Here is a 23,690-nt window from a genome sequence, read left to right as displayed (position 1 = left end):
TTCGACAATTTACTTGTTCTCCTGAGTCACGTCAGTCAGGTTATCTGTTATGATATTTTCTGTCTGATGTACGTGAGCAAATGCAAATTCCATTTTACTTCTGTCGAATTCTTTTTCATTATTAGCCAGCCAGATGGTAGCCACTCCATTGCCGATGATATTGGTAATGGCGCGCGCTTCAGACATAAACCGGTCTACACCAAGCAGAAGGGCCAGTCCTTCGAGAGGAATTACTTTGATCGCTGTAAGCGTTGAGGCAAGTACTACAAAGCCACTTCCAGTGACACCTGCTGCCCCTTTGGATGTCACCATCAGAATCCCGATAATGGATAAAATCTGTCCAATTGTAAGGTGAACATCAAAAACCTGAGCCAGGAAAATAGTGGCCATAGAGAGGTAAATCGTTGTGCCGTCAAGATTAAATGAGTACCCCGCCGGGACAACCAGCCCAACCACTGGCTTGGAACAGCCCATGCGTTCCAGTTTTTCCATAATGGAAGGCAGAGCTGCTTCAGAGGAGGAGGTACCCAGCACAATGAGTAGCTCTTCCCGAATATATTTAAGAAAATCCCAGATTTTGATTTTATATGTTTTCAGAATCAAACCCAACACAACAAACACAAAAATTGCCATGGTCACATAGACGGTAATCATCAGTTTGCCAAGCGGAAGTAGTGTAGCAATTCCATACTTACCAATCGTAAATGCCATTCCACCAAAAGCACCAATAGGTGCAAACAGCATGACCCAATGCAATGCCCGAAAGACGTATTTCGAAGCAAAGGTCAGCCATTCAATGATTTTATCTTTACCTGAATATTTGCTCAATACTGTGCCCAGCACCAATGAAGCCAACAACACCTGCAAAGTGACATTATCCAGAAAAAATTGCCACCAGCTGAATTCCTGTACCTTATTTGCATAAACAGAAATGTCTCCCTGTTGTAGGTTGCCGGTAACTACACCTGCTCCGGGACGAATGATATTGGCTACAATAATGCCTACAATAAGTGCAAGTGTTGTGACAACCTCAAAGTAAATCAGGGCTTTGGCACCTACCTTCCCTACTTTTTTCAAGTCACCCATACCGATAATGCCAAGGGTAATGGTCAGGAAAATAATGGGGTTAATAAAGAGCTTTACAATCTGAATAAAACCTTTGCCCAAAAAGTCCATTTCTACTGCCTTTGCAGGATAATAATGTCCCAGCAAGGCACCAGCTGTAATAGCGGTAAGAACCCAGAAGGTCAGATTGGTAAATAACTTTTTCAAGTTCTTTCGATATTTAGGAATGTACAGGATGCGATCGGCTCATGAACAGGCGTGAACAGGTTTTGAATATACAACAAATACCTGCGTACGATTGCAGAACTCCGGAGAAAAGTATTTTTATCATCTGTTTATACTTGGTCTAAATAAATAACCTATATTTGCCCATACAGAAGTAGTGGCGGAATAAAATAAGAGTATTGAAATCATCTGATAGTGTCTTACATGATAGATTATTATGCAGAATTCTTCGCATTCATATAGCAAATTACGTATTCTCAGCCAGTCCGCGAACGGATATATAGGTCAATGTAAATGCTGTGATCACTACAACTTCGTGTTTGGGAATTTCCTTTTCATCTTCACAGGAGATGGCGTGAAGGGGTTTCATTCTGTGCTTTACGATCAGCAACATATTCATGCGCTTGATACTCCGCTGCCAAATGGGAAGAGTATTTTGTTTCCTTCACCCATTCCCAATTTTATGCTCTCGTTTAGCGAGGACGAGATGGAGGAGGTGAGAGGGTTATTTCAGGAAACGTTACTGGTTATGGAGGTCGACAGGATTTTTGCTCATAACAAATAAGCATTCAATAAATCGAACCCTATGTTTCAAAAGAATTCATTTAAAGTATTCATTGCCTTTTCTGCATTCTTGGTGTGTTTTGCAGGTAATGTGTTCGCTGAAAAAGCACTGCGGATTGTCTCTGCCAATGGAACACTCAGTGAGATTATCGCCGGACTCGGACTGGAAAAGCAGTTGGTGGGTGTGGATGTAACAAGTACCTATCCTGAGTCACTTTCTAAAATCCCTAAAATTGGTCATAACCGCAGTATCGCTGCAGAGGGAATCATTGCGCTGAATCCGGATGTAATCGTTTACACCGACCAGAGTATGTTGTCTCCGGCCCTTGTGAAGCAACTGAACAGCAGCGGGAAAAAAGTGGTAGAGTTCAAACACGAATATTCGAAAGAAGGAGCCATAAGGCTGATCAGGGAAGTAGGTGCCTATTTTCATGCAAAGCACCAGGCCGAAAAAATGGTAAAGGCGCTGGAAACGGATCTGGCGAAAATAGGAAAACCGGCTACGCCGAAAAAGTTGCTGTTTATATATGCAAGAGGTACAGGGACATTGATGGTATCGGGAACAGGGACTTCACTGGATAAAATGTTCGCGCTTACGGGAAATAAAAATGCTGTTCAGGGATTCTCAGATTTTAAACCGTTGACTGCAGAATCACTTCTGGCTGCCAATCCCGATGTACTGGTTTTGTTTTCGAGTGGGCTAGAAAGTCTGGAAGGTAATGAAGGACTTTTAAAACTACCCGGTGTGGCAAATACCAACGCAGGACGAAACCGAAAAATTGTGACGATGGACGGGCAGTTTCTGACTGGCTTTGGACCCAGACTAGGAAAAGCGGCCATAGAATTAGCCCAAAAAATTAAGTGATATGCAAGCTCAGGTGGTAAATAAGCCAGACATTACCTATGTCATGTCTCCTGTTCCGGTTAAAAGGAAAACGACCCTCTTCTGGGTATCCGTCATTTTAGGAATCGTTTTGCTGGCTTGCGCAGTGTTCTCCGCTTCTGTAGGAGCACTTAGTATCAGTCCTGCCGAGCTTGTTCAGATCATTGCATTCAAGCTCGGACTTACTGATACTGCCACTTACGAGGAACAAAAATCACTTGTGTTCTGGATTATACGTTTACCGCGCGTATGCCTGGCGATACTGGTCGGAGCTGGCCTGGGTATAGCAGGCGCGTCCCTGCAGGGGCTCTTCAGAAACCCTATAGCAGACTCAGGTCTGATAGGTGTTACTTCGGGAGCGTCTTTATTTGCTGTCATCGTTATTATGCTTAACGCCAGGTATTTTGGAATAATCAGTGAAGTTGGAGGAGCCTATACACTATCCCTTGCTTCATTTGTCGGGGCTGCACTCACAACATTACTGGTATACCAATTGTCCAAACTTACTGGAGGGGGAGTCACTACCATGTTGCTTTGTGGTATTGCTATCAATGCATTTGTAGGAGCGGTTACGGGGCTGATGACTTACATGGCTACTGATGAGCAGCTTCGCTCTATTACGTTCTGGAGCCTGGGTAGCCTGGGAGGAGCTAACTGGACTTCGGTGATTGCTGTTGCTCCATTTGTATTCTGTTCTGTTTTATTGATGCCTTATTTGTCCAAAGCCCTGAATCTACTTGTGTTAGGAGAAAGCCAGGCAGCGGCATTAGGCGTAAATATGACAGCTCTGAAACGAAAAGTGATTGTGTTGGCAACGCTTGGCGTTGGAGCTTCCGTTGCCGTAGCCGGAACGATCGGCTTTGTAGGATTGGTTGTTCCTCATATTATTCGCAGTGCATTCGGCCCAGACCATAAAACGCTGCTGGTAGGCTCAGCGCTGGGAGGTGCCATTGTGCTTACTCTGGCGGATACTATGTCCAGGACTATTGTTGCTCCATCCGAATTGCCGATCGGGATATTAACTGCGCTTCTCGGTACCCCATTCTTCCTGTATATTCTTTGGGATCAAAAACGGCGGAAGATATGATAGAAGTAAACAGTGTTGATTTCTCAGTAAAGGGACGGAAACTCGTTGATGATGTAAGTTTTCGTGCAAATGCAGGGGAGTTTTGGGCTATTGTTGGAGCAAATGGTGCGGGAAAGTCGACTCTGATGAAGTTGTTGTCCAGGGAACACACACCCACTTCGGGCCTCATCAGGTTTCATAACAAAGACCTCGCCAAATATAAACTTTCGGAACTGGCCAGAAAACGTGCAGTGCTTGCACAACAAAATTCAATCACACTGGCCTTCTCAGTGGAAGAAATCGTGCTTATGGGGCGTTACCCATTTTATGACTCTCAGCCGAATGACCGGGATCTGGCTATTGTGGACCACTGTCTTCGAAAAGTAGGTATTGCACATTTCAAAAACAGGTCATTTCCTACACTCTCCGGCGGTGAACAACAGCGGGTACAGCTGGCGAGAACGCTGGCGCAGATATGGGAAGTCGACAACGGACTGATTTTGCTGGATGAGCCTACAACAGGAATGGATTTGCTGCATCAGTATGAAACTTTCCGGCTGGCCAGAGAAATGACTGCGAAAGGATATGGCGTAATTGCCGTTGTTCATGACCTTAATCTGGCATTGCAGTATGCAGATCAGGTGCTGGTGATGAAACAGGGGAAGGCATTTGCATCAGGAATACCACAAAAAGTGTTAATCCCTGAAAATATAAAAGAATGTTTTGGGCTGTCAGTCCATCTTGTTCAGCCCGAACAGACCCATTACCCCATTATTGTCCCAGATATTACCAACAGCGGTTTACCGGATTACGACCACCACAAAAGAAATCACATAACAACATTAAATAACAATTCACTATGAAAACAATCCTCGAAACAGAGCATATGGACCTGAAAAAAATATGGGCAACGTTTAAAGAGCAAAATCCTAAGACAAGGATCCGGGATGCAGCCCGTGAACTCAATACTACAGAAGCAGAGCTGCTTGCTACAGGGCTTGGAGACAGTGTAATATTGTTACAGGGAGATTTCAGAGAGTTATTGAAAGAAGTGGAAACGCTGGGTCATGTGATGGCGCTGACACGTAATGACCATGTTGTTCATGAGCGCAAAGGTGTATATGAGCATGTATCATTCAACAACCATGTAGGTCTTGTACTGGGGCCGGATATAGATCTGAGATTATTTTTAGGAGACTGGAAATTCGGTTTTGCGGTAGATGAAAACGAACGGCGGAGTTTACAGTTTTTTAACAGCACCGGAGAAGCTGCGCATAAAATCTACCTGACAGATAAAAGTGACAAAGCTGCTTATGAAGCTTTGGTAGAGAAATACAAAGCAGAAGATCAGGGTGCTACTCTGGTAATCACACCAAAAGCAGAGAAAGCCCCGGAATTTGATACGGCTCCCGATATAGACGTAGCTGCTTTTCAGAAAGAATGGCTGGAACTGAAAGATACGCATGACTTCTTCACATTGTTGAGGAAATACAAATTAACCCGCAAGCAGGCTTTGAGAAATGCACCGGAAGGACACGCTTACCGCATCACTCCGGAAAGTATGAAAACGGTATTTGACAATGCTTCGGAAACACAGGTTCCGATTATGGTTTTTGTGTCGAATCCCAACTGTATTCAAATTCACACCGGACCCATTAATAAAATATTTGTGATGGGACCTTGGCTGAATATTATGGATCTGGAGTTTAACCTGCACCTGCGCCAGGATGCGATTGATGAGGCCTGGGTTGTAAAAAAACCAAGTGAAGCAGGATTGGTAACGGGTATTGAATTGATCGATAAAGAAGGAGTAATGTTCAATCAGTTCTTTGGAAAACGTAAGCCAGGTATTCCTGAATTGCCGGAATGGACTAAGCTGGTTGACGACTCTGTAACCAGGCTTTGAGATATATAGATCATAAAAAATAATTTCGCCATAGTAATTAGAAAGGGCCTGTCCGACTTGGATGGGTCCTTTTTCATTTTACTTGTGGTGTTACATTGTATTTGATTTTGAGTCGAATAGCAGAATTGATATCCTCAAATATGAATCTGCGACTATTTCAGATTGTCAGGAATATGGGTTTCCGTTACGCGCTGTTTAGAATAGGGTATGCGTTGCAACGCTGTTCAGGGTGGTTGATTCTGAAGTTTCCCCGCAATCAAACTGAGAGAAACTATATATCTCTGGATAACTGGAGGAAGTTACCGGTTCAGTATGTTTTCAATAATGAATTAGAAAGGAGAGCATATGCATATTGGCCCGATAATCTGAAAGCACGTGTCGAATGTATCAAAGGGGGGCAAATGCGCTATTTTTCCGCCGAATGGATTCCTTTCTCAGACTGGCATACGAATCCTAAAACAGGGTATCGATATAGCGCAACAGTTCATTGGAGCAGAATCAAAACGATGGATCCGAAGGCGGGAGACATCAAATATGTATGGGAAATTTCGCGCTTTACCTTCGTGTATGATTTGATCCGATATGATTTTTACTCCGGTATGGATCAGTCGGAATGGGTTTTCGATAAAATAGGAAACTGGATTGACTACAATCCGGTTAACTGCGGTCCGAACTGGGTATGCAGTCAGGAAATCAGTTTGAGAGTCATGAACTGGACTTTTGCACTTCAGTATTACAAACATTCCGATCAACTGACGGAATCCCGTTTTGGTAAAATCATTCATAGTATCCGGCAACAAATACAACACGTGGCAGATAATATCAGTTTTTCTGCCATTGCTGTCCGGAATAATCACATACTAACGGAGAGTCTGGGACTTTATCTTACCGGATTATTATATCCATTTTTCCCTGAGAGCGACGAATGGAAGAAAAAAGGAAGAGCAGTTTTCGAAAGGGAAATAGCGCATCAGATTGATAAAAACGGAGCCTATATTCAGTTTTCGTTCAACTACCATCGCGTCGCAGTACAATTACTGACACTTGCAATACGATTGGCAGAGCTGAATCAGGAGTCTTGGTCCGATACAATATATCAAAAAGCAAAAGCCTCAGTATTGTTTCTGCAGGCATTCCAAGATCAGAATACCGGTTGGCTTTCCAATTACGGTAACAACGACGGAGCTTTATTTTTCCCATTAACAGAATGCCACTTCCGTGACTATCGCCCTCAACTTGAAGCTCTGGCAGGTTTGCTGGAAATAGAATCGGGATACGGAATTGGTGCATGGAATGAAGAAAGCTTTTGGATTGGTAATCCGGATCTGCTAAAAGTCAAATCAATTCCGGTTGCAGCAACCGGGCCACTTTCGCTGAGTGGATATCACATTTTAAGAGACGCGACTACTCGCACATTTATCCGTTCAGCTACTTACAGACACAGGCCGTTTCAATGCGACAATTTGCATCTGGATATTTGGGTCGACGGGGAAAATATCCTGCGTGATGCAGGTACGTACTCCTACAATTCAAATGACACAGGCAATCAATTTTTTGCGGGAACAAAATCTCACAACACCGTAATGCCTGGCGATTATGATCAAATGATGAAAGGTTCCGGATTTATCTGGTACAACTGGATCAGTCAAAGTGAAGGAAGGTGGAAGAAAGGAGAAGACCATTTTGAATTTATAGGCTGGTTTGAAGGATTTCGGGAATTGGGAAAACACATCAGACATCAAAGAAAGGTGGTAAAGAAGAAAGGTGAATTTTACTGGCTGGTTGAAGATAGAATGGAAAATGTTACTGATGATTTGATTATGAGCCAGATATGGAATCCGTCTCCGGCATTTTTGGAAAAGTTCAAAATTACCGCTTATGATGCTGATCATCTATTCCTTATGCCGGAAATAGTGTCGGGGTGTTATGCTGAGAGTTATGGAAAAAGGGAAGAGACAAAACAGATTATTTTTCGTACAAAAGGCAGGTTCATCAGAACAATCATTGAACCCAAATCATCAACATAAGCCAGAGTCATTATGCGGATTTTACTTATTCATCAGTTTTTTCTGGAAGACGATAGGGGTGGAGGCGCTCGCTGGAATGAAATGAGCCGGATGTGGTTAGCCTCAGGTCACGAAGTCACTATCCTGGCGGGCATGACGCATTATATGGGCGGGCACACTAGAGTGAAAAAAGACAGATGGTTTTACAGGGAAACGAATAAAGATGGAGTGGAAGTTATCCGGTGTTTCGATGTTAGTAACGCGAAGAGAGGGTTTTTGTATAAGCTTGCCGGTTTTATTTCATTTACTATATCGTCCATTTTAGCAGGTGTTTTTCTGGCAAAAAAGCATTATGAAGTTATTGTTGTGACATCGCCACCTTTGTTTGTAGGTATATCAGGTTTGATGTTGTCGTGGTGGAAGGGCATTCCGTTTGTGTTTGAAGTGCGGGACTTATGGCCTGAGTCGGCGATTGAAACAGGGGTTTTGAAAAACAAACTGGCTATTCGCTTGGCCTATTGGCTAGAAAACCTGCTTTACAAAAAAGCCAGGTTGATTAATGTGCTGACACCCGCATTTCGCACACATCTGACTGAGAAGAAAAAGGTACATCCTTCTAAAATTATTTACATTCCAAATGGTGCCGACTTTGAACTGGCAAACGGCATCAGTCGGGAAATGAATATACCTGAATTCAGAAACAAGTATGGTATGGATGACATGTTCACTATTGTGTATGTCGGTGCGCACGGAATCGCCAATGATCTCACCCAGATTTTGGACGCAGCCGAAAGATTAGCAGATCAGTCCATACAATTTCTTCTGATAGGTGATGGTGAAAAAAAAGCGCAACTCATGGCTGATGCGGCAAATAGGAAATTGAGAAATATCCACTTTATAGATGAAATTCCGAGAAGTGAAGCCTTTCGGTATATATTGTCCGCTGATATGGGCATTTCAGTTCTGCAAAAAAATGAGGTCTTCAAAACCATTTATTCAAACAAGACCTTTGATTATTTGTCTTGCAGAAAACCTGTACTGATGGTGATCGACGGTATATCCAGAAAACTGATTGAAGAGGCCGATGCTGGAGCTTTTGTAAACCCGGGAAATACAGCTGAACTCGTAGAAAAAATTCTCTATTACAGCAAGAATCGGAATCAGCTCAGGATTCAGGGAGAAAATGGATTTTCTTTTGTGAAAGAACATTTTGATCGTACCGGACTTGCCAAAGAATATTTGAATTATCTTGTCGGAATCTGAAAGCGGGTTTTCGCTTTTTATATCAATTATAGACTTTATGGTAAACTTCAGAAATATACATCCCAGAAAACGAGTTGCCCTTGTTGCTCATGATAATCGCAAAGCGGAACTCATGGAATGGGCCTATGCAAACCGTGAAATGTTGGCAAAAAATGAGCTGTATGGAACTGGTACTACAGGGAAATTATTGGAAGAAACGCTGGATCAGCCGGTGATCAGGTTGCTGAGCGGCCCACTCGGGGGCGACCAGCAGGTCGGTTCCATGATCGCAGAGGAGAAGATTGATTTGCTTATTTTTTTCTGGGATCCCATGTCAGCGCAGCCGCATGATCCTGATGTGAAAGCATTGCTGAGACTATGTGTGGTTTGGAATATCCCTGTAGCTTCTAACCGCGCCACTGCCGACTTCATGTTCACTTCACCTTTGATGGACGAAGAATATGTTGCCAGCCAGATTGACTACAGCACTTATTTGAACCGGAAAGTATGAACTGAAATAGGGATTGACGGGTTTTTATTTTAAATTAATTACCCGATGAAAAACGTATCAGAATTATTTCCTTTACCGGTTACAGAGTCGGTTTATTCCTATGCTGACTATATGGTGTTGATGGAAAAAGTTGTTGCAGAAAACAGAACAACTGGCCTCAAACAATCCGACGATTTGAGCTATTATACAAAACTCAACCTGGCACGTATGCAAAGGTTGAATAAAAAGGTGACGATTAGTGAAGAATTAAAAAGTCTGATAAGCCAGATTTCTGTTCCGCAAACCTGGTATATCCTAACGGAAGCATGGTGTGGTGATGCTGCACAAAATATTCCTGTGCTGGCAGCGGCGGCATTAGTAAATCCTTCTATTACTGTGAAATTGTTGTTACGGGACGAAAACCCTGAATTAATGGATGCATACCTTACCAATGGCGGTCGCTCCATCCCCAAACTGATTGCAGTTGATCACGAATTCAACGAGCTATTCACCTGGGGACCAAGGCCTGCCGGAGCTCAGCAATTGATGTTGCAGCAGAAAGAGAATCCTGCCAAAAGCCTGAAAGAGTTTGTTGAAGATATCCAACGCTGGTATATCGCCGACAAAACCGAATCTGTACAGAAAGAAATGGTTGAGATTCTGGAAGGAGTATTCGCAGAAAAGTAAGTTTTTAAGAGGATTACTCTATCTTTGTGATAGGCTGATAAAGTCAAAATTTCCTTTTACGGATATCTCTGGTTCAGCCTGCAAGAACAATTGTACACCGATTACAAGAGCGTACCAACATTGTCTACATACTTCAAAAACATATCAGAAGGGATTAGTACCACAATCAAAGGTATGCAGCTGACTTTACGTCATTTGCTGCAAGCCCGACGCCGGCGTACTAAAACAGATATTCGGTCGGACAACTTTTTTGATTTACAGGAAGGGCTTGTCACGATGCAATATCCGAAGGAGCCTATTGCCATTCCAGATAATGGGAGATACAGGCTTCATAATGAGATGGATGATTGTATTGTGTGCGATAAGTGCGTGAAAGTATGTCCGGTAGATTGCATCGAAATTGAGCCTATTAAAGCCATTGAAGAAGTAGGAAGGGCGTCGGATGGATCGCCGATTCGTTTGTATGCTGCACGTTTTGACATCGACATGGCAAAGTGCTGCTATTGCGGATTATGTACAACCGTTTGTCCTACCGAATGCCTTACCATGACCAAAACCTTCGATTACAGCGAGCTGGATGTAAGGGACATGGTATATAATTATGCTAATCTGACTACTGAGCAGGCCGATGAAAAGCGGATGTTGCTTGAACAATTCCAGAAAGAGAAAGAAGCATTAAAGGCAGCTCAGAAATCAACCGCTACTGCTTCACCAGCTGAAGCACCAAAACCAAGACCGGCATTTAAGCCGACCATTAAGCCTAAAACGGAGGAAGTAGAAGCGAAAGAAGAAACATCTGCTGTTCCTGCCAAGCCTGTATTTCAGCCAAGAAAACCCGTTATACCTGCTATTGAGAAAGCAGCTGAAAGTGATCTTCCGACCGAGGCAGAAAAGAAGCCTGCTCCCAAGCTTCCGTTTAAACCTTCGATGAAGCCTAAGGTAGATGCTGCGACGAAAGAGGAGCCAGCTTCGGAAGCATCTGAAAAACCTGTAGCCAGCAAACCAGCCTTTCGTCCTTCGATGAAGCCTAAGGTAGATGCTGCGACGAAAGTGGAAGAAACTGCACCTGAAGCATCTGCGGAACCAGTCGCCACAAAACCAGCTTTTCGCCCGACGATGAAGCCTAAGGAAGATGCTGCGCTGAAAGTGGAAGAGGAACCTGCAGCTGAAGCACCCGTAGAGCCAGTCGCTACCAAACCAGCTTTTCGCCCGACAATGAAGCCCAAGGTAGATGCTGCGCCGAAAGTGGAAGAAGTTGCAGCTGCAATACCTGTAGAGCCAGTAGTTACCAAACCAGCTTTCCGCCCGACGATGAAGCCGAAAGTTGATGCTGCGCCGAAAGTGGAAGAGGAACCTGCAGCTGAAGCACCCGTAGAGCCAGTCGCTACCAAACCAGCTTTCCGCCCGACGATGAAGCCCAAGGTAGATGCTGCGCCGAAAGTGGAAGAGCAACCTGCAGATGAAGCACCTGTAGAGCCAGTCGCTACCAAACCAGCTTTCCGTCCGACGATGAAACCCAAGGTTGCTTCTGCCCCTGAGGTGAAAGCAGAAACGGATGATCAGGAAGAAAAAACAAATGGGGGAAATCCTGAAGAACCGATAAAAGCCAAACCGGCTTTTCGACCTACGATGAAGCCCAAACCAAAACAGGAATAATAGATTTTATATTGATGGAAGCAGCTGCATTTTATAGCTTTTCAGTTCTTGCCATAGTGTCGGCACTTTTTATTTTGTTTTCAAAAAACCTTATTTACGGTGCTTTTGCACTGTTTTTAGCATTTCTTGGAGTGGCCGCGCTATATGTTCTGGCAGGAGCAGATTTCCTTGCGGTTACGCAGATCATGGTGTATGTAGGTGGGATCTTAGTGCTTTTGATTTTTGGAATTATGCTTACACAGAAGGTCATTAAACAATCGGAACAGGAAATTCACAATAGAGTGGAAGTAGTCACTTCACGGGGATTGGTGGGATTTCTGGTGGGTTCCGGGATGTTTCTTTTTTTGAGCTATATCATTATTGATGCCCGTTTCAAAATGCAAGGAGAAGTGATTAATAGCAATTCTACGGTCCGCACCATTGGTGTTGAACTGATGACGAGCCATTTGCTGCCATTTGAAATTGCTGCCATTTTATTATTGGTGGCATTAGTAGGAGCTGCCTATCTTGCTTTAAACCGAAATCCTGCCTGATGAATACTATACCTATCGAACATTATCTATTCGTTGCCGCTGCTTTGTTCTGTATCGGTTTGGCTATATCCATTACCAAAAGGCATTTTATTGGAATTCTGCTGGGTATTGAACTGATGCTGAATTCAGTCAATATCAATCTGATTGCTTTCAGTCGGCACGATCCTGAGCGATTGAGCGGACAACTGTTTGCACTCTTTGTGATTGTTGTTGCTGCTGCGGAAGTGACAGTAGCGCTGGCGATCATTTTACGTGTATATGGACATTATAAAAGCGTAGATCCGGATGAGGTAAAGGAACTGAAAAATTAGCAATACATTTGCTGCTTCATTTCCCAAAACCCCATCTTTATGAACTGGATATTTCTCGTTCTTGCTTTCCTGATCGGTATTTCTAATGCAGTGCAATCCGGTGTGAACGCCCAACTCCGGGAATCTATCAACAATCCTATACTAGCCGGTGTTTCTTCCTTTTTTGTAGGACTTATTATTTTACTGATTGCTTTCGCTTGTTTCAATCAGGATCCGGTTCCCAAAATAAGCGACTTCAGACAAATTCCCTGGACACGCTTTTTGGGCGGTGCACTAGGCGCTTTTTATGTACTTACAGTTATTTTTATCGTGCGCAGAATCGGAACCTCTAACATGATGTGTCTGGTCATTGCAGGACAAATGGCAACTGTGATGACCATCGATCACTTTGGTTTACAGGGTTTCGCAGTGCATCAGATCACGTTTCCCCGTTTGGCAGGTGCTGTTTTACTGGTGGCTGGTGTGGTGTTGATATTGAAGAATTGATCAGAAGGTTAAGCCAAAACCAACTTTGAATGAGCCCATTCTCTTTGTACCAGGCTGATTTCTTATCAAATTCCAACTCTGGGTTCCGGATATGTCGATAAATGCATTACGGAATAGCGTTTTCTGATATCCATATGTAAAACCTGCACCCAAATGTCGTTTGTTTCTATAATTAGCATCATGGAAATAGATGTAGTCTGCAGATGGACCTGCATAAAAACCAGATAAATTATTTCCACCACGCCCTTTACGAATACTGTGTTTTTGCAAGAAGTAATATCTGGCTTGTACCGACGACCTAAACTGAGAAAAGTTGGAATTATAAACCTCTGATTTAAATATAGACGTAAAGGCCATACGCACATAATCACCCGATAGCTGTGTGTTGATTGAAACCGGGGAATTACCAAGTTTTCGCTCATATGCGAGCCCAAGTGAGACACTTGTGATGTGGCTTATTCTTACAGTTGGCCAAAAGACTTTCCATTGGCTGTAAACTACATCATCGCAACGAAATACATCGCAGACCGGAATGTTTTCTGTCCTTTTCCAGTCGCCAAAAGCAAAGCCTAATGTCGTCCTTGTAGAAATCTCAAAGTCATTTATTTTTCTGTAAACATTGGCGTAATTGTACGGATTATTATGGTAGTACACACCCGCTGCAAAGTCAAGCACTCCATTGTTAAAAAACCTTCTTTGCAAGCCAAATTCGACACCTATTTTCATTTGGTTAGCATAATAATTCTCCCAGTTATTTTCTGCTGTAACTGCCAGGTAATTTCCGCTAAAATTGTTGGCACTTCTGCCTCCGGCGATCCTGCGGTTCATATCGAAATACCAGCGTCCCTGGAAACTCGCTGCCAGGTTTCCTCGCCAGCCCGAGCTGGACATCCAACTACCAGTAGTTTTAACGTTTGCTCCCAGCGAAACAGAAGGAGTTAATTTAAATTCATATCCGGCGGTGAGCCAACCGGCCTGAATCCCGGATCCACCAAATTCAAAGCGACCAGTCGGATAGAATTCCATCCCCACTTTAAACATATGCCGCGTCGGTACTTTGGTCATAAACACATTTTCATATCTGTCGATAAAGCGTTGTTTTATCAGCGAATCTTCCGTCATCGAATAGGTGACCGGAGCTGTATCCTGAGCCATTGACCGAAGACATAACATGCTGGTCATAACTAGTAATAATAGTTTCATTGTGGCTATACTTAAATCTTAACGGAGTGTAAGCGTAAAGACTTCTTTTGCAGATGATCAAACATCACCTCCATCTGATCACTTATCCATTTGATTTCCATGATAATTTGTCTGTTACTTCTGGTGAAGTGCAGGTTTTGAGGTTCGTTGGACAATAGGCTGTCAAGCTTGTGAAGTGTTTGGGAAGAAAAGTGATTTCTTCTGATCAACCTGTTCTCAGAACTTTCCGCCAAAGCATCCTGATCCAACCATTCCTGTCTGATATATTGAAATATACTCTGCGCAAATGACATATTGCCAAGTCGGTAGTTTCTCAGCAGAACAGACAAATGTTGGTTGATACTGACCCATTTGTGATAGTATGTTTGTTCGATTTCCATGCGTGTAGTGTGGCTGTTATTTGTATTGTTGAGAATATTTTATCAGATGGAAAGACCGAAACCTACCCTAAATGTAGAAAGTCGGCCATCGTCTTTTTGGTTTGGTAATACATCGAAACTTTGAGCACCTGAAATATCTATGTAGCCGTTCTTAAACAGTGCTTTTTGGTAACCATAGGCAAATCCCACTCCGAGGTGTTTTTTATCTCTAATAGAATAGTTTCCTGTAGTTGTGTATCGTAAATAATCTATATGAGGTCCGAAGAACAAACCGGATAAATTGTTGCCTCCACGCCCTTTGCGAATTTGTTTCTTTTGCAAGAAGTAGTACCTCGTTTGCGCAAAGGTTTGTAACTGCATACTCTCTGAGCGAGAAACGGAATAGTTGTAAAAGTTTCTGTAAATAAAGCTATTATAGTCAGCGAAGATTTGTGTATTTACTGAAAACGGACTCTTACCCAGCTTTTTTTCATAGCCTGTACCCAAACCTATATTGGTGATATTGCTACTAATTCTGATTACGGGCCATAAAAATTTCCACTGGCTGGTGATGAATTCGTCACAACGGAATACATCACAGGCTGGACTTGTGGTTTTCCTTTTCCAGTCACCAAATGCGAATGAAAGCATGGTTCGGGTAGAAATTTCAAAATCATTTATTTTGCCACTTCCGCTAAGGTATTCCCAACTCGTACGGGTTTCTGCGTATCTCATATAATAGGCACCTGCTGCAAAATCTATGGCACCATTATTGAAAAATCTCCTTTGCATCCCAAATTCGATTCCTGTTTTTATTTTAGGATAGGAATATAGCAAGCTCTGCCAGTATCTTTCTCCTATGATTCCCAAATAATTTCCACTGAAGTTGTTGGCACTCTTACCATTAGCTATCCTTTTATTCATGTCGAAATACCAACGTCCTTGCACGTTGGTAGCAACAACACCATTCAATCCAAGGCTTGAAGAATACCCACCATTAGCCTTGAAATTCACACCTAATGAAACAGAAGGTAATAACTTGAATTCATAACCGACACTAAGCAATAAGCTTTGTCGCCCGTATCCGGGATCTAAAAAACCAAGAGGAAAAAATTCAGCACCTATCTTCAACATATGCCTTGTTGGTACCTTCGTCATAAACACATTCTCATATCTGTCGATAAAGCGTTGTTTGACAAGCGTATCTGCCACTTCAGCATAAGAAAAGTGCGTACTGTCCTGTGCAAACAGACTTTGGCAGTATAGCATCAGGGAGAGCAAAAACCCGGCTATTTTCATGGCTAATAGATTTATGTAGGGGGTAAGTTTACTTGATGGTCAGGTCGCCGAACTCAGCGTTGATCTGGATTTGGGCCAGACGGTTTTTTGAAAAAATGGCTTCTTTAAAGTCATTGGTATTCTTTGTCCATTTGAAGCCATTGGGCAATTTCACACTGGAATAGGCACTTTGAATCGTATAATCGTATTGTTGCCAATTTTTTGTGATAAATGACACCACCGATTTTTTAGATTGAATTGCGAGACCTGATAAATTGGTGGACGAAAAAATCTCGATATTTCCGTAAGAAGTATTCATCTTGAATGTCCCGCCGATAGCCTCTAAACGTATGTTGGTATGGTCGCTCGTGAAGGCAAAATTTCCCGATACATCTATTCCCGAAAGCTCCCCGAAGGTTGTTTCTATATTGCCTTTTCCTTGCAAATTAGACAGTGATGTACTGCAAAAATCAGCTTTCATCCGAATGCTACCACCAAGCCCCTTCATCGTGATTGTCCCGAAAGTATTCTTAAGATCAACAGCAAAAGATGCGGGTAAGTGTATAGTGTATTTGGCTTTTAGATTGGAGACCGGTTTGCCTTCTCCCTCTTTCAACTGGACGTAATTGCGGAGGAAATAATCCTTTCCGCTCCGGTCTGCCAGGTACTGTGTTTTATGCAGATCGGCTGTGGCAACAGATTTGTCGGGGTGTTTGGAGGATAATTCCAATACGACAGAAATCTCCTGCTTATTCCATGCGATCAGCTCAATATCTGCCTTTTCTGCATTGATATGAAGCGTACGCATCCCCGATGTACGAATTGTTTTCTCAATCGTTTTGGTGGCGACTTGCAAAACGCCCTGTGCATGTAGATATGAGGTTTGCATCAGGCAAATGAATAGCCCATACATAACCCATAGTAATTTATTTCTCATTTTTTTCATGACAATTTTCTAAATCAATTTGGCCATTTTATTCAGTATGGCTGTTTTTTCTTGTTCCACTGCTGTCAATTGCCGTACTAATTCCGGTTCAGCGTTATAATTGCCCATAGCCTGTTTCAATTGTTCAGTAGCGATCCTGAGAATTTCGTATTCTTTGGTCAATTCCTTGAAATCGGATTGACTACAAACAACAGATTCCGTTTCGCACCATTCTTTCAGGTTCTCATATTGTGTATCAACGGTCTGCGTGTCTGCTATTCGGAGACGCTGATCAACCACCTCTTCGGTATAGGAAATTTGTTTTCCCGGTTTGGCTTCCATCAGCCATATGACAAGTGCACTGGCTATGATTATCACTGCTGCTGCCAATGCTTTTCGGAAAGCATTTCCTCCTGGCTGAGGTATATCCTGTTCTATTTGCTCCCAGAGGCTGTCGTCCGGTTCGTGCTGAGGTAGTTTAGTAAGAGCATCTTGTAGCGTATATTCTCCGAGTTTTTGATCGATATCATTCCAAATTGCCTCCGATGGCTGATATTGTGAAAGCTGTGTAAGCGCTTTGTCCAGTGTTTCTTTGTTTTTCTCCATGCTGTTATTGTTTAGAAGTGAGCATGATCCTTAGTTTTCTTTTCGCATGAAAAAGTTGCGATTTGGAAGTGCCTTCCGAAATTCCCAGCATAACAGCAATCTCCCGATGCGTATAACCCTCAATCTCTGCCAGCACGAAGATGGTCCGGAAACCATCTGCTAAAGCAAGTATGGCTGTTTCAAGATGATTGGCATTAATCTCGTTTTGACCCCAGTCTATGATTTCCATAGGGCTGTCGTCAAGATTTTGCCAGGCCACAATCTTTTTCTTTTTGGTCGCCTTCCGAATGACGATCTGTCTGATCCAGGCACCCAATGCGGCCTCTCCACGAAATTGATTGAGATGTTTGAATACTTCCAGAAAAGCATCCTGCAATACATCATTGGCATCATCAAAATCACCGGTGATCCGATATGCCAGTGTGTACATAGCCTTTTTATAGCGATCATAGAGGAGCCGTTGAGCAACCCTATCCTGTAAAAGACATCCAGAAATCAATTCCGCCTCTGAGGTCATGGGCAATGTTTTAGTGTTTCCGCATTAAAGAGGCCCGGAAGATGTGAGATGGTTGTATGTGAGAGGAAAAAATCTTTTTTCTTTTTGTATAAATAAAATCAGGGCTGGATATGTTCGCATCTATTCGACCTTGATTTTACCACCGCCGGAGTAACTTCTGTATTCACCCTGATACATGGCATCCGCGGCAGCAGGGCCTGTTGTGAAAGTTCCTTTTGAAATAACCCTAACCTGATAGTAAAATGATTTCTCCAACTTACCAGCTGTTGTAAAGAAATGAATACGGTCATCGCGCATGTCCAGATAATTCGGAACAGCTGCCTGTTTGATCCAGGGCATTTCCCTTGCTTCTGTAACGCGTGGATTTTCAATTTCAAAGCCTGCTGGTAGCAAGTCGGTTATCACTACATTTTCAATAGGTAACCCTGTGGCACTTGTAAGTGATAATTTTACAATAAGAAGATCGTTTTGACGAATCATGCCAACTGGTTTTCCATCCCTTGTCAGGTAAGAGCGACGGATTGTTAATCCATGGTCTTCAGGAGTAAATGTTCCTGTAGCCGACATCCCTTCACTCTGAGCAAACCAGTAAAGATTTCCTTTCCCGATCGCGGTTACAGTTAAAGGTTTGTTGTTAATGTCTTTTTTTAGTTTTAATTCACTTCCGGTAAATTTCGCAATAGTTTTACCGGACGAGGCAATATCACCGGTTACAGTTGATCCTTTGCTTTGCCTGGCGACTTTACCCAGCGCGAGCACGGCAAATGAAGCTTCCTGCGTATTCAGATACGGAGCCGATTGAATAGCTTTGGAAAGCTGTCGCGCCAGTAACGGGATTTGCAGGTTATCTGCATCTGTTTCCTGTAATGTATTGAGCACCAATGCCAAATTCCGTAGAGGAGAACTGTAGCTATCATTTTCAGCAGATGCATTGTTGCTTATATAGTTTTTCGGTAAAAGTGCCGCGTAACTTCTTGAATCTCCTGCCAATTGGAATGCTCCTGCCAGCAGATATCTGGAGTCTGCTGTGAGTAGTTGCTGGTTTTGTTTGTAATAATTCATAGAGGCTCTGTTTGGCTGACCTGCCAGTGAGAGTACATACAGGGAGTAGATGGCTTCTCTTTTTGCTACCGTTTTCCGCACCTGGCTCCCGGATGAAGGTTCACTTCCGTAAGCCAGGCCATTGCCGGAACTTGCCACGATCACTTCTCTCATAGCTGTTATGCCAGTTTTTCGGGTGAGATATTCGTAAGCTTTGGTAAGTGTTTTTTCATTCACCTCAAAACCCGCCCGCCGCGCCTCTTCCAGAAAGTGAACGGTATAAGCGGTTGTCCACCAATCATCTCTGGTCGTTCCCGGCCACATCGCCATGCCTCCGCTGAAAAGCTGAAGGGATTCTGCTTTTTGGATGGCTTGCTGAACGTTGGTAATGGGATTGAAGTCACTTTCTCCATTGCTGACGAAGTATACCGGCGCGGCCATTGCCTTGGCCAGATCAGCAAAGTAGAGCTGAGGGAATGCTTTGGATATAGTTTGTTCAAGACAGCCAAACGGATAACCAAGCAATGCAGAAAAAGCTTTTCCTCCTCCCTGAACCAAAGGCGAGCGGCTGAAAACAATCTCACTGCTACTGGTAGCAGGAATAAAATTGTTGACAAGATTGATGGTCCCCTGACTCCCGCCAGCGATCATTCCTGATTGGCTTGTTTTGAGCAATGGAGATACAGGGCGTACGTTCAGTTCGTTTTCCTGCATAAATGTTTCTCCGAATGCATTCACCTTCACAATAATTTTTCCTGATCCGATTCCTTGGGCAGCTTTTAGTGAAAATAAGGCTTTTGTTTCCTTACCTGGTGCAATGGCGATTTTTTGAACAGTTGTGGTGCTTGAATTCGCAAGCGGACCACTTAGCTGTATACTCACCGTGGCATTGGCAACTTTGTTTTCGGTGTTACTAATATTTACAGGCAGGGAAAGTTCATCGCCCGGACTTAAAAATCGTGGTACGCCCGAACTGATCACTATCGGGTCGGCTACTTTGATATTTTTGGATGCAGAACCAAATGCATTGTCTTTGTAAGCTACAGCCATCACGCGCAGGTCGCCACTGAATTGTGGGATGTTGATATCAAATGTTGCTTCCCCTTTCGCATTGGTGTTGAGTACACCGCTCCAGAATGAAACCAGTTCAGTACGCCCATTGCTCAACGGATTTACTCTCTTTTCGAGATCATACCCGTCTCCGCCAAAGCTGGATGCTCCCTTTATAGTGAGTTCCGGGAATAGCATAGCATACAGATCATGACTAGAAACCTGTAATGCACGCTTTTGATAAAAATAGCCGTGAATATCAGGCGTTTTTGTATTTTTTATCTGCAAAATTCCTTCATCAACCACCGCAACGGTTACCTGTGTATTAGGTTGCGTGTTAACCTTGATCTGCTGTTTTGTCTTTGATCTTGAATTTCCAATCGCGGTTATAGCTACCGGCAGGCTACGTTTATCGTCCTGAACCAGAATGGGGGTAAAGCCATGTGCTACTGTGAGCGGCATATCGGACGCATCAAGCGGCCGGATGAGTGTAGCCGTCACGAACACGTTGGGCAAATGCGCCTCTTTCAGGTTTAGCTTCAGTTCAGCTGCTTTCTTTTCTGTATGCAGAATATGTTGTTCCAAAACTTTGTCTTGCTCTATAGTTACAAGCAAGCGGCCGTCAAATGGTGTTTTGAACAGAATTTTAGCCTGATCAGAAAGATTATACCTTGGCTTATCGGTTTCAATCAAAACGCGCCCTTCATTACTTACTTCAAAGGAAGAATATTGTGTATATCCCGATCCATACGCATAGAAAGAAGCCGCGGTATAATGTTCCGCACCTGGTCGTCTTACACGGATCTCATATTCTCCCGATACCACAGGCACATACTTAAATGATCCCTGACCCCGAGTAAGATTCAATACATTAGAATAAACCACTTTTTCATTTTTGCGCGAAGTGTAGCGCAGTTGTTCATTTTTCTTTTCGACAACAGTCTGGTACTCGAGTCTCACTACCTGAATTTGGGAAGCGGTGCCGGCTTGTAAGTTTCCCTTACTATTCAGGCCTACAATGTTGACAGGCAATGGTGCATTCACACCTACATAAGTAGCCGGGATATTTATTCCGAATAAAACGGGTTGGGTAAAGACTTCAAATTGCTGAAGCCTGTTGACAGGGCGGCCGTTTTCATCAAAAACCGTAACATATATCTTCCCTTCCAGCACACCGATATCTTTGAGTCCTGATGCTAGCTGAAATTTTTCGGTAGTTTGCCCCTGTGCATTGGTAGTTCCTTGTCTTCTTTCCCGTTCGAAAGAGGTGGTGGCAGGAATATCAAAAGTATATTGTGGAAAAGCTGTGGAAAAAAACGCTTTGCGCTTCAATTGCGATTCCATTTCATAGGTGCGCCCTGCAGCAGGAGGGCCAAACAGGTTCGTTGCCGTTGCTGTAAGTGCTACTGTACTTCCGGATGTATATGATTTTGTGGCGCCACTTAAATCAACATTAATACGATCCGGAATAAATTCTTCAACACTGACCGGATGTGAGGCCAGTAATACGTCATTGGCGTTATACACTTCGAGCGTATAGGTACCGGTCATAACCGATCGGTCCAGATTCACCTCAATTGGTACAGCTCCGTGTGTATTGGTACTTTTTCGGAAAGTTTGTAATTCTCTTCCATTAGGGGTTAGCAAACGCATTTTTAAGGGAATATCCTTTGCTGTTTTCCACGTATCTGTTCTTAATACTGTATTGAAAAACATGGTTTCGCCCGGTCTGTATATGTCCCGCTGACCGTAAATGAATGCCTGAAATCCAGATAGATTATTTCTTAAACCTTCCACTTCGAATCGTGAAGTTTCCACTCTGGTATCATCCAGTAACAAAAAATTGAAATCTTCTTTATTACCTGCAGTAATCATCGCGATGCGGAAACCCGGTGCTTTCTCACTGAGTTTATCCACGTGCGCCACACCGTCGGAGTTAGTGCTTAAAGTGTGTATGGTCTGGTTATTGGAACTGATCATTGTAATTTCCAGATTCACAAGAGGCTCATTAGTCTTGATCGAATTCGCAAAGATCCAGACTTCATCTCGTCCTTGTTTGGCAATTAATCCGATATCTGATATCGATACCAGTTTTGTAGCTCCGAGGTAGGCTTCATCTTTCGAACTAACAGAAACAAGATAGATTCCTTTTCGTTGATTGTCGTCGGGGAGCGCTATATTCAGCGCTGAAATACCCTTACTGACAGGAAGATTTTCGGTATCAACAGTTTTATTCACAATGACATCACTGAAGTTACTTTGTGAATCATCACTATACTGAAATCCACCACTCCGCGTCCACTCGTCACCTACATATGCATAATCCTCCCAACGGTTATTCCTGACATAACCGAGGATATTGTTAGCATATAATTTGGATATACGGACCTGTACTTTCGGAACGTTGACGATTTGAACACCCATGTTTCGGGAACCTTTGGGGGTCATATACAGTGCCTTTTTGTTGGCAAAAGATATACCGGCTGGCATTTTTCCAAAGAAGAGGCCACGTGATATTTCTGTTTCAATACCCGTACCTAAAATTCCTTTTAACGTACGGTTCAGTTGCAGGACATAGGTATCGGTTTCATTAAAGTCTCCCCGAATGGTAAATCCGTTTTCAGTAAGTTCTATCTGTGGTGAAATGGAAGGATTGAGCGTAAACCCTTTATCTATACTCTCAGGATTTAACTCCTGCGTGGTGATGATCCGTGCAAAAGCGGTATTGTTTTCAAAACCTGTTTTTATGTCTGTGATTTCAAGGCGGAGAGGGGAGGGTAGGGTTACTATACTTGAAATATCATTTTGTGTAATAAAACTGGTATTCTGTGCTTTTAATCCTTTTGCCAATTGTATAGTGATCGGAATTGAATTATGATCGGAAGCGCCAGAAGCGTTGATCGTCAAAATGATCGATTTGTCATTGGAGGATGGTAGAATTCTGAAGTCTGTTAGCTTGTCTGCAATAAGTAATTTGAGTCGCTCAGAGACGTTCTGTGCATTAACCGGATAATTAAAAATAAGTTTGATCCGTACTTCTCGCCGACCTGTTTCTTTGGATAAAGTCCACCAGCTTTCAGTTTCTGTCAGGTTGAGATACGGCGTATGAAACTGTAAAGGATCAGCAGAGAGGTTGTAATTTTTTTCCTTTGCGAGACTTTTTAACAACAGAGGTGTCTGTTTTGCCTTATAGGCAGTAGCAGGGGCAAATCCCGCTACGGGCGAAAATACGACTTCATTTGGGGCAGTCCATTTGAACTTCCCTTTCACCGCCGGTTCAAATTGGATGTACTGTGTAGAATCCCAGGAGTTCAACTGAGATTCTGAAACGAGATCTTTATTAAATGTGAAAACCAGGTTCTGCGACTGACTGATTTCTTCATTGAAATTAGTGCCTGCGATCTTCAATTCATTTAAAGAAGAGCAGCTGTGAAGGAATAAGGAAACAAGTACTAAACAAAGAAAAGAAACTGCAGAGGTTTTCATATTCGAAGTAAATTTCAATTATACGTCGAATGTAATATTTTATTATTTGCTACAGTGAGGTGGGTTCCATTTATTGATTTTGGAGCATGAAATCCTTTCCCGAAT

Annotated in this window: 21 protein-coding genes; 13 read left to right on the top strand and 8 right to left on the bottom strand. The window is 43.0% G+C overall.

All coding sequences use genetic code 11. The annotated features are described in order from the left end of the window. Window positions 1-9: 9 nt before the first annotated feature. Window positions 10-1,272 (bottom strand): C4-dicarboxylate transporter DctA, encoded by a 1,263-nt coding sequence (dctA, locus tag AC1XUE_RS24335; RefSeq protein ID WP_483358596.1) that lies wholly within the window; start codon window positions 1,270-1,272, stop codon window positions 10-12. A 235-nt stretch (window positions 1,273-1,507) separates the two neighbouring features. Between dctA and AC1XUE_RS24330 the strand changes: the two genes are divergently transcribed. The 13 genes from AC1XUE_RS24330 to AC1XUE_RS24270 all read left to right on the top strand — a co-directional run bounded on the left by AC1XUE_RS24330 (window position 1,508) and on the right by AC1XUE_RS24270 (window position 13,120). Continuing rightward, on the top strand, window positions 1,508-1,855 hold the full coding sequence (locus AC1XUE_RS24330; RefSeq protein ID WP_483358595.1) for a DUF6686 family protein: 348 nt from the start codon (window positions 1,508-1,510) through the stop codon (window positions 1,853-1,855). Window positions 1,856-1,876: 21 nt separating this feature from the next. Beyond that, on the top strand, window positions 1,877-2,719 hold the full coding sequence (locus AC1XUE_RS24325) for a heme/hemin ABC transporter substrate-binding protein (protein WP_483358594.1): 843 nt from the start codon (window positions 1,877-1,879) through the stop codon (window positions 2,717-2,719). Between the two features lies 1 nt (window position 2,720). Next, a complete protein-coding gene (locus AC1XUE_RS24320) occupies window positions 2,721-3,824 on the top strand; it encodes a FecCD family ABC transporter permease (RefSeq protein WP_483358593.1) in 1,104 nt (367 codons plus the stop codon). Further along, the gene (locus AC1XUE_RS24315) at window positions 3,821-4,666 is read left to right on the top strand and encodes a heme ABC transporter ATP-binding protein (RefSeq protein WP_483358592.1); all 846 of its coding nucleotides are present in this window, start codon (window positions 3,821-3,823) and stop codon (window positions 4,664-4,666) included. The genes AC1XUE_RS24320 and AC1XUE_RS24315 overlap by 4 nt, the downstream gene beginning before the upstream one ends. After that, the gene (locus tag AC1XUE_RS24310; protein ID WP_483358591.1) at window positions 4,663-5,709 is read left to right on the top strand and encodes a hemin-degrading factor; all 1,047 of its coding nucleotides are present in this window, start codon (window positions 4,663-4,665) and stop codon (window positions 5,707-5,709) included. Before AC1XUE_RS24315 ends, AC1XUE_RS24310 begins: the two co-directional genes overlap by 4 nt. Before the next feature lie 140 nt (window positions 5,710-5,849). Further along, window positions 5,850-7,736 carry an alginate lyase family protein gene (locus AC1XUE_RS24305; RefSeq protein ID WP_483358590.1) on the top strand — a complete coding sequence of 629 codons (1,887 nt, stop codon included), beginning with the start codon at window positions 5,850-5,852 and terminating at the stop codon, window positions 7,734-7,736. Window positions 7,737-7,748: 12 nt separating this feature from the next. Next, window positions 7,749-8,978 carry a glycosyltransferase family 4 protein gene (locus AC1XUE_RS24300; RefSeq protein WP_483358589.1) on the top strand — a complete coding sequence of 410 codons (1,230 nt, stop codon included), beginning with the start codon at window positions 7,749-7,751 and terminating at the stop codon, window positions 8,976-8,978. A gap of 37 nt (window positions 8,979-9,015) precedes the next feature. Next, complete coding sequence (locus tag AC1XUE_RS24295) at window positions 9,016-9,468, top strand: methylglyoxal synthase (RefSeq protein WP_483358588.1); 453 nt, start codon at window positions 9,016-9,018, stop codon at window positions 9,466-9,468. Between the two features lie 45 nt (window positions 9,469-9,513). Further along, entirely contained in the window at window positions 9,514-10,134 is a 621-nt protein-coding gene (locus tag AC1XUE_RS24290; protein WP_483358587.1) for a thioredoxin family protein, read from the top strand. A 174-nt stretch (window positions 10,135-10,308) separates the two neighbouring features. After that, entirely contained in the window at window positions 10,309-11,790 is a 1,482-nt protein-coding gene (locus tag AC1XUE_RS24285) for a 4Fe-4S binding protein (RefSeq protein WP_483358586.1), read from the top strand. Between the two features lie 14 nt (window positions 11,791-11,804). Continuing rightward, entirely contained in the window at window positions 11,805-12,323 is a 519-nt protein-coding gene (locus AC1XUE_RS24280; RefSeq protein WP_483358585.1) for an NADH-quinone oxidoreductase subunit J family protein, read from the top strand. Then, window positions 12,323-12,634: an NADH-quinone oxidoreductase subunit NuoK gene (gene nuoK, locus AC1XUE_RS24275; protein ID WP_483358584.1), complete on the top strand. Its 312-nt coding sequence runs from the start codon at window positions 12,323-12,325 to the stop codon at window positions 12,632-12,634. Before AC1XUE_RS24280 ends, nuoK begins: the two co-directional genes overlap by 1 nt. Window positions 12,635-12,673: 39 nt before the next feature. Continuing rightward, a complete protein-coding gene (locus AC1XUE_RS24270) occupies window positions 12,674-13,120 on the top strand; it encodes a DMT family transporter (protein WP_483358583.1) in 447 nt (148 codons plus the stop codon). On the opposite strand, the gene AC1XUE_RS24265 is transcribed toward AC1XUE_RS24270, so the two are convergent. From AC1XUE_RS24265 to AC1XUE_RS24235, 7 genes are all read right to left on the bottom strand, one after another. After that, window positions 13,121-14,323, bottom strand: coding sequence for a hypothetical protein (locus AC1XUE_RS24265; protein ID WP_483358582.1), 1,203 nt, complete (start codon window positions 14,321-14,323; stop codon window positions 13,121-13,123). It abuts the gene before it with no gap. Window positions 14,324-14,334: 11 nt separating this feature from the next. Then, entirely contained in the window at window positions 14,335-14,703 is a 369-nt protein-coding gene (locus AC1XUE_RS24260; protein ID WP_483358581.1) for a hypothetical protein, read from the bottom strand. Between the two features lie 42 nt (window positions 14,704-14,745). Then, a complete protein-coding gene (locus AC1XUE_RS24255; RefSeq protein WP_483358580.1) occupies window positions 14,746-15,981 on the bottom strand; it encodes a hypothetical protein in 1,236 nt (411 codons plus the stop codon). Between the two features lie 28 nt (window positions 15,982-16,009). Continuing rightward, entirely contained in the window at window positions 16,010-16,849 is an 840-nt protein-coding gene (locus AC1XUE_RS24250) for a DUF4097 family beta strand repeat-containing protein (RefSeq protein ID WP_483358579.1), read from the bottom strand. A 66-nt stretch (window positions 16,850-16,915) separates the two neighbouring features. Further along, window positions 16,916-17,491, bottom strand: a complete 576-nt coding sequence (locus AC1XUE_RS24245; protein WP_483358578.1) for a hypothetical protein — start codon at window positions 17,489-17,491, stop codon at window positions 16,916-16,918. A gap of 4 nt (window positions 17,492-17,495) precedes the next feature. Further along, the gene (locus AC1XUE_RS24240; protein ID WP_483358577.1) at window positions 17,496-18,008 is read right to left on the bottom strand and encodes an RNA polymerase sigma factor; all 513 of its coding nucleotides are present in this window, start codon (window positions 18,006-18,008) and stop codon (window positions 17,496-17,498) included. A gap of 120 nt (window positions 18,009-18,128) precedes the next feature. After that, window positions 18,129-23,585: an alpha-2-macroglobulin family protein gene (locus AC1XUE_RS24235; protein WP_483358576.1), complete on the bottom strand. Its 5,457-nt coding sequence runs from the start codon at window positions 23,583-23,585 to the stop codon at window positions 18,129-18,131. Window positions 23,586-23,690: the final 105 nt, after the last annotated feature.

Source organism: Dyadobacter sp. HNCC25DJ187 (assembly GCF_056895255.1).
The sequence above is the reverse complement of the archived record's forward strand: the minus strand, read 5'-3'. Positions and strand labels throughout refer to the sequence as shown.

Bases quoted from the DNA above. Each gene is read 5' to 3' on its own strand.
- AC1XUE_RS24245 (WP_483358578.1), bottom strand. From the start codon at position 17,491: ATGGAGAAAAACAAAGAAACACTGGACAAAGCGCTTACACAGCTTTCA.
- AC1XUE_RS24325 (WP_483358594.1), top strand. From the start codon at position 1,877: ATGTTTCAAAAGAATTCATTTAAAGTATTCATTGCCTTTTCTGCATTC.
- AC1XUE_RS24330 (WP_483358595.1), top strand. From the start codon at position 1,508: ATGCAGAATTCTTCGCATTCATATAGCAAATTACGTATTCTCAGCCAG.
- AC1XUE_RS24285 (WP_483358586.1), top strand. From the start codon at position 10,309: ATGCAGCTGACTTTACGTCATTTGCTGCAAGCCCGACGCCGGCGTACT.
- AC1XUE_RS24290 (WP_483358587.1), top strand. From the start codon at position 9,514: ATGAAAAACGTATCAGAATTATTTCCTTTACCGGTTACAGAGTCGGTT.
- AC1XUE_RS24235 (WP_483358576.1), bottom strand. From the start codon at position 23,585: ATGAAAACCTCTGCAGTTTCTTTTCTTTGTTTAGTACTTGTTTCCTTA.
- AC1XUE_RS24240 (WP_483358577.1), bottom strand. From the start codon at position 18,008: ATGACCTCAGAGGCGGAATTGATTTCTGGATGTCTTTTACAGGATAGG.
- AC1XUE_RS24305 (WP_483358590.1), top strand. From the start codon at position 5,850: ATGAATCTGCGACTATTTCAGATTGTCAGGAATATGGGTTTCCGTTAC.
- AC1XUE_RS24320 (WP_483358593.1), top strand. From the start codon at position 2,721: ATGCAAGCTCAGGTGGTAAATAAGCCAGACATTACCTATGTCATGTCT.
- AC1XUE_RS24280 (WP_483358585.1), top strand. From the start codon at position 11,805: ATGGAAGCAGCTGCATTTTATAGCTTTTCAGTTCTTGCCATAGTGTCG.
- AC1XUE_RS24315 (WP_483358592.1), top strand. From the start codon at position 3,821: ATGATAGAAGTAAACAGTGTTGATTTCTCAGTAAAGGGACGGAAACTC.
- AC1XUE_RS24300 (WP_483358589.1), top strand. From the start codon at position 7,749: ATGCGGATTTTACTTATTCATCAGTTTTTTCTGGAAGACGATAGGGGT.
- AC1XUE_RS24265 (WP_483358582.1), bottom strand. From the start codon at position 14,323: ATGAAACTATTATTACTAGTTATGACCAGCATGTTATGTCTTCGGTCA.
- AC1XUE_RS24260 (WP_483358581.1), bottom strand. From the start codon at position 14,703: ATGGAAATCGAACAAACATACTATCACAAATGGGTCAGTATCAACCAA.
- nuoK (WP_483358584.1), top strand. From the start codon at position 12,323: ATGAATACTATACCTATCGAACATTATCTATTCGTTGCCGCTGCTTTG.
- AC1XUE_RS24250 (WP_483358579.1), bottom strand. From the start codon at position 16,849: ATGCAAACCTCATATCTACATGCACAGGGCGTTTTGCAAGTCGCCACC.
- AC1XUE_RS24270 (WP_483358583.1), top strand. From the start codon at position 12,674: ATGAACTGGATATTTCTCGTTCTTGCTTTCCTGATCGGTATTTCTAAT.
- AC1XUE_RS24295 (WP_483358588.1), top strand. From the start codon at position 9,016: ATGGTAAACTTCAGAAATATACATCCCAGAAAACGAGTTGCCCTTGTT.
- AC1XUE_RS24310 (WP_483358591.1), top strand. From the start codon at position 4,663: ATGAAAACAATCCTCGAAACAGAGCATATGGACCTGAAAAAAATATGG.
- AC1XUE_RS24255 (WP_483358580.1), bottom strand. From the start codon at position 15,981: ATGAAAATAGCCGGGTTTTTGCTCTCCCTGATGCTATACTGCCAAAGT.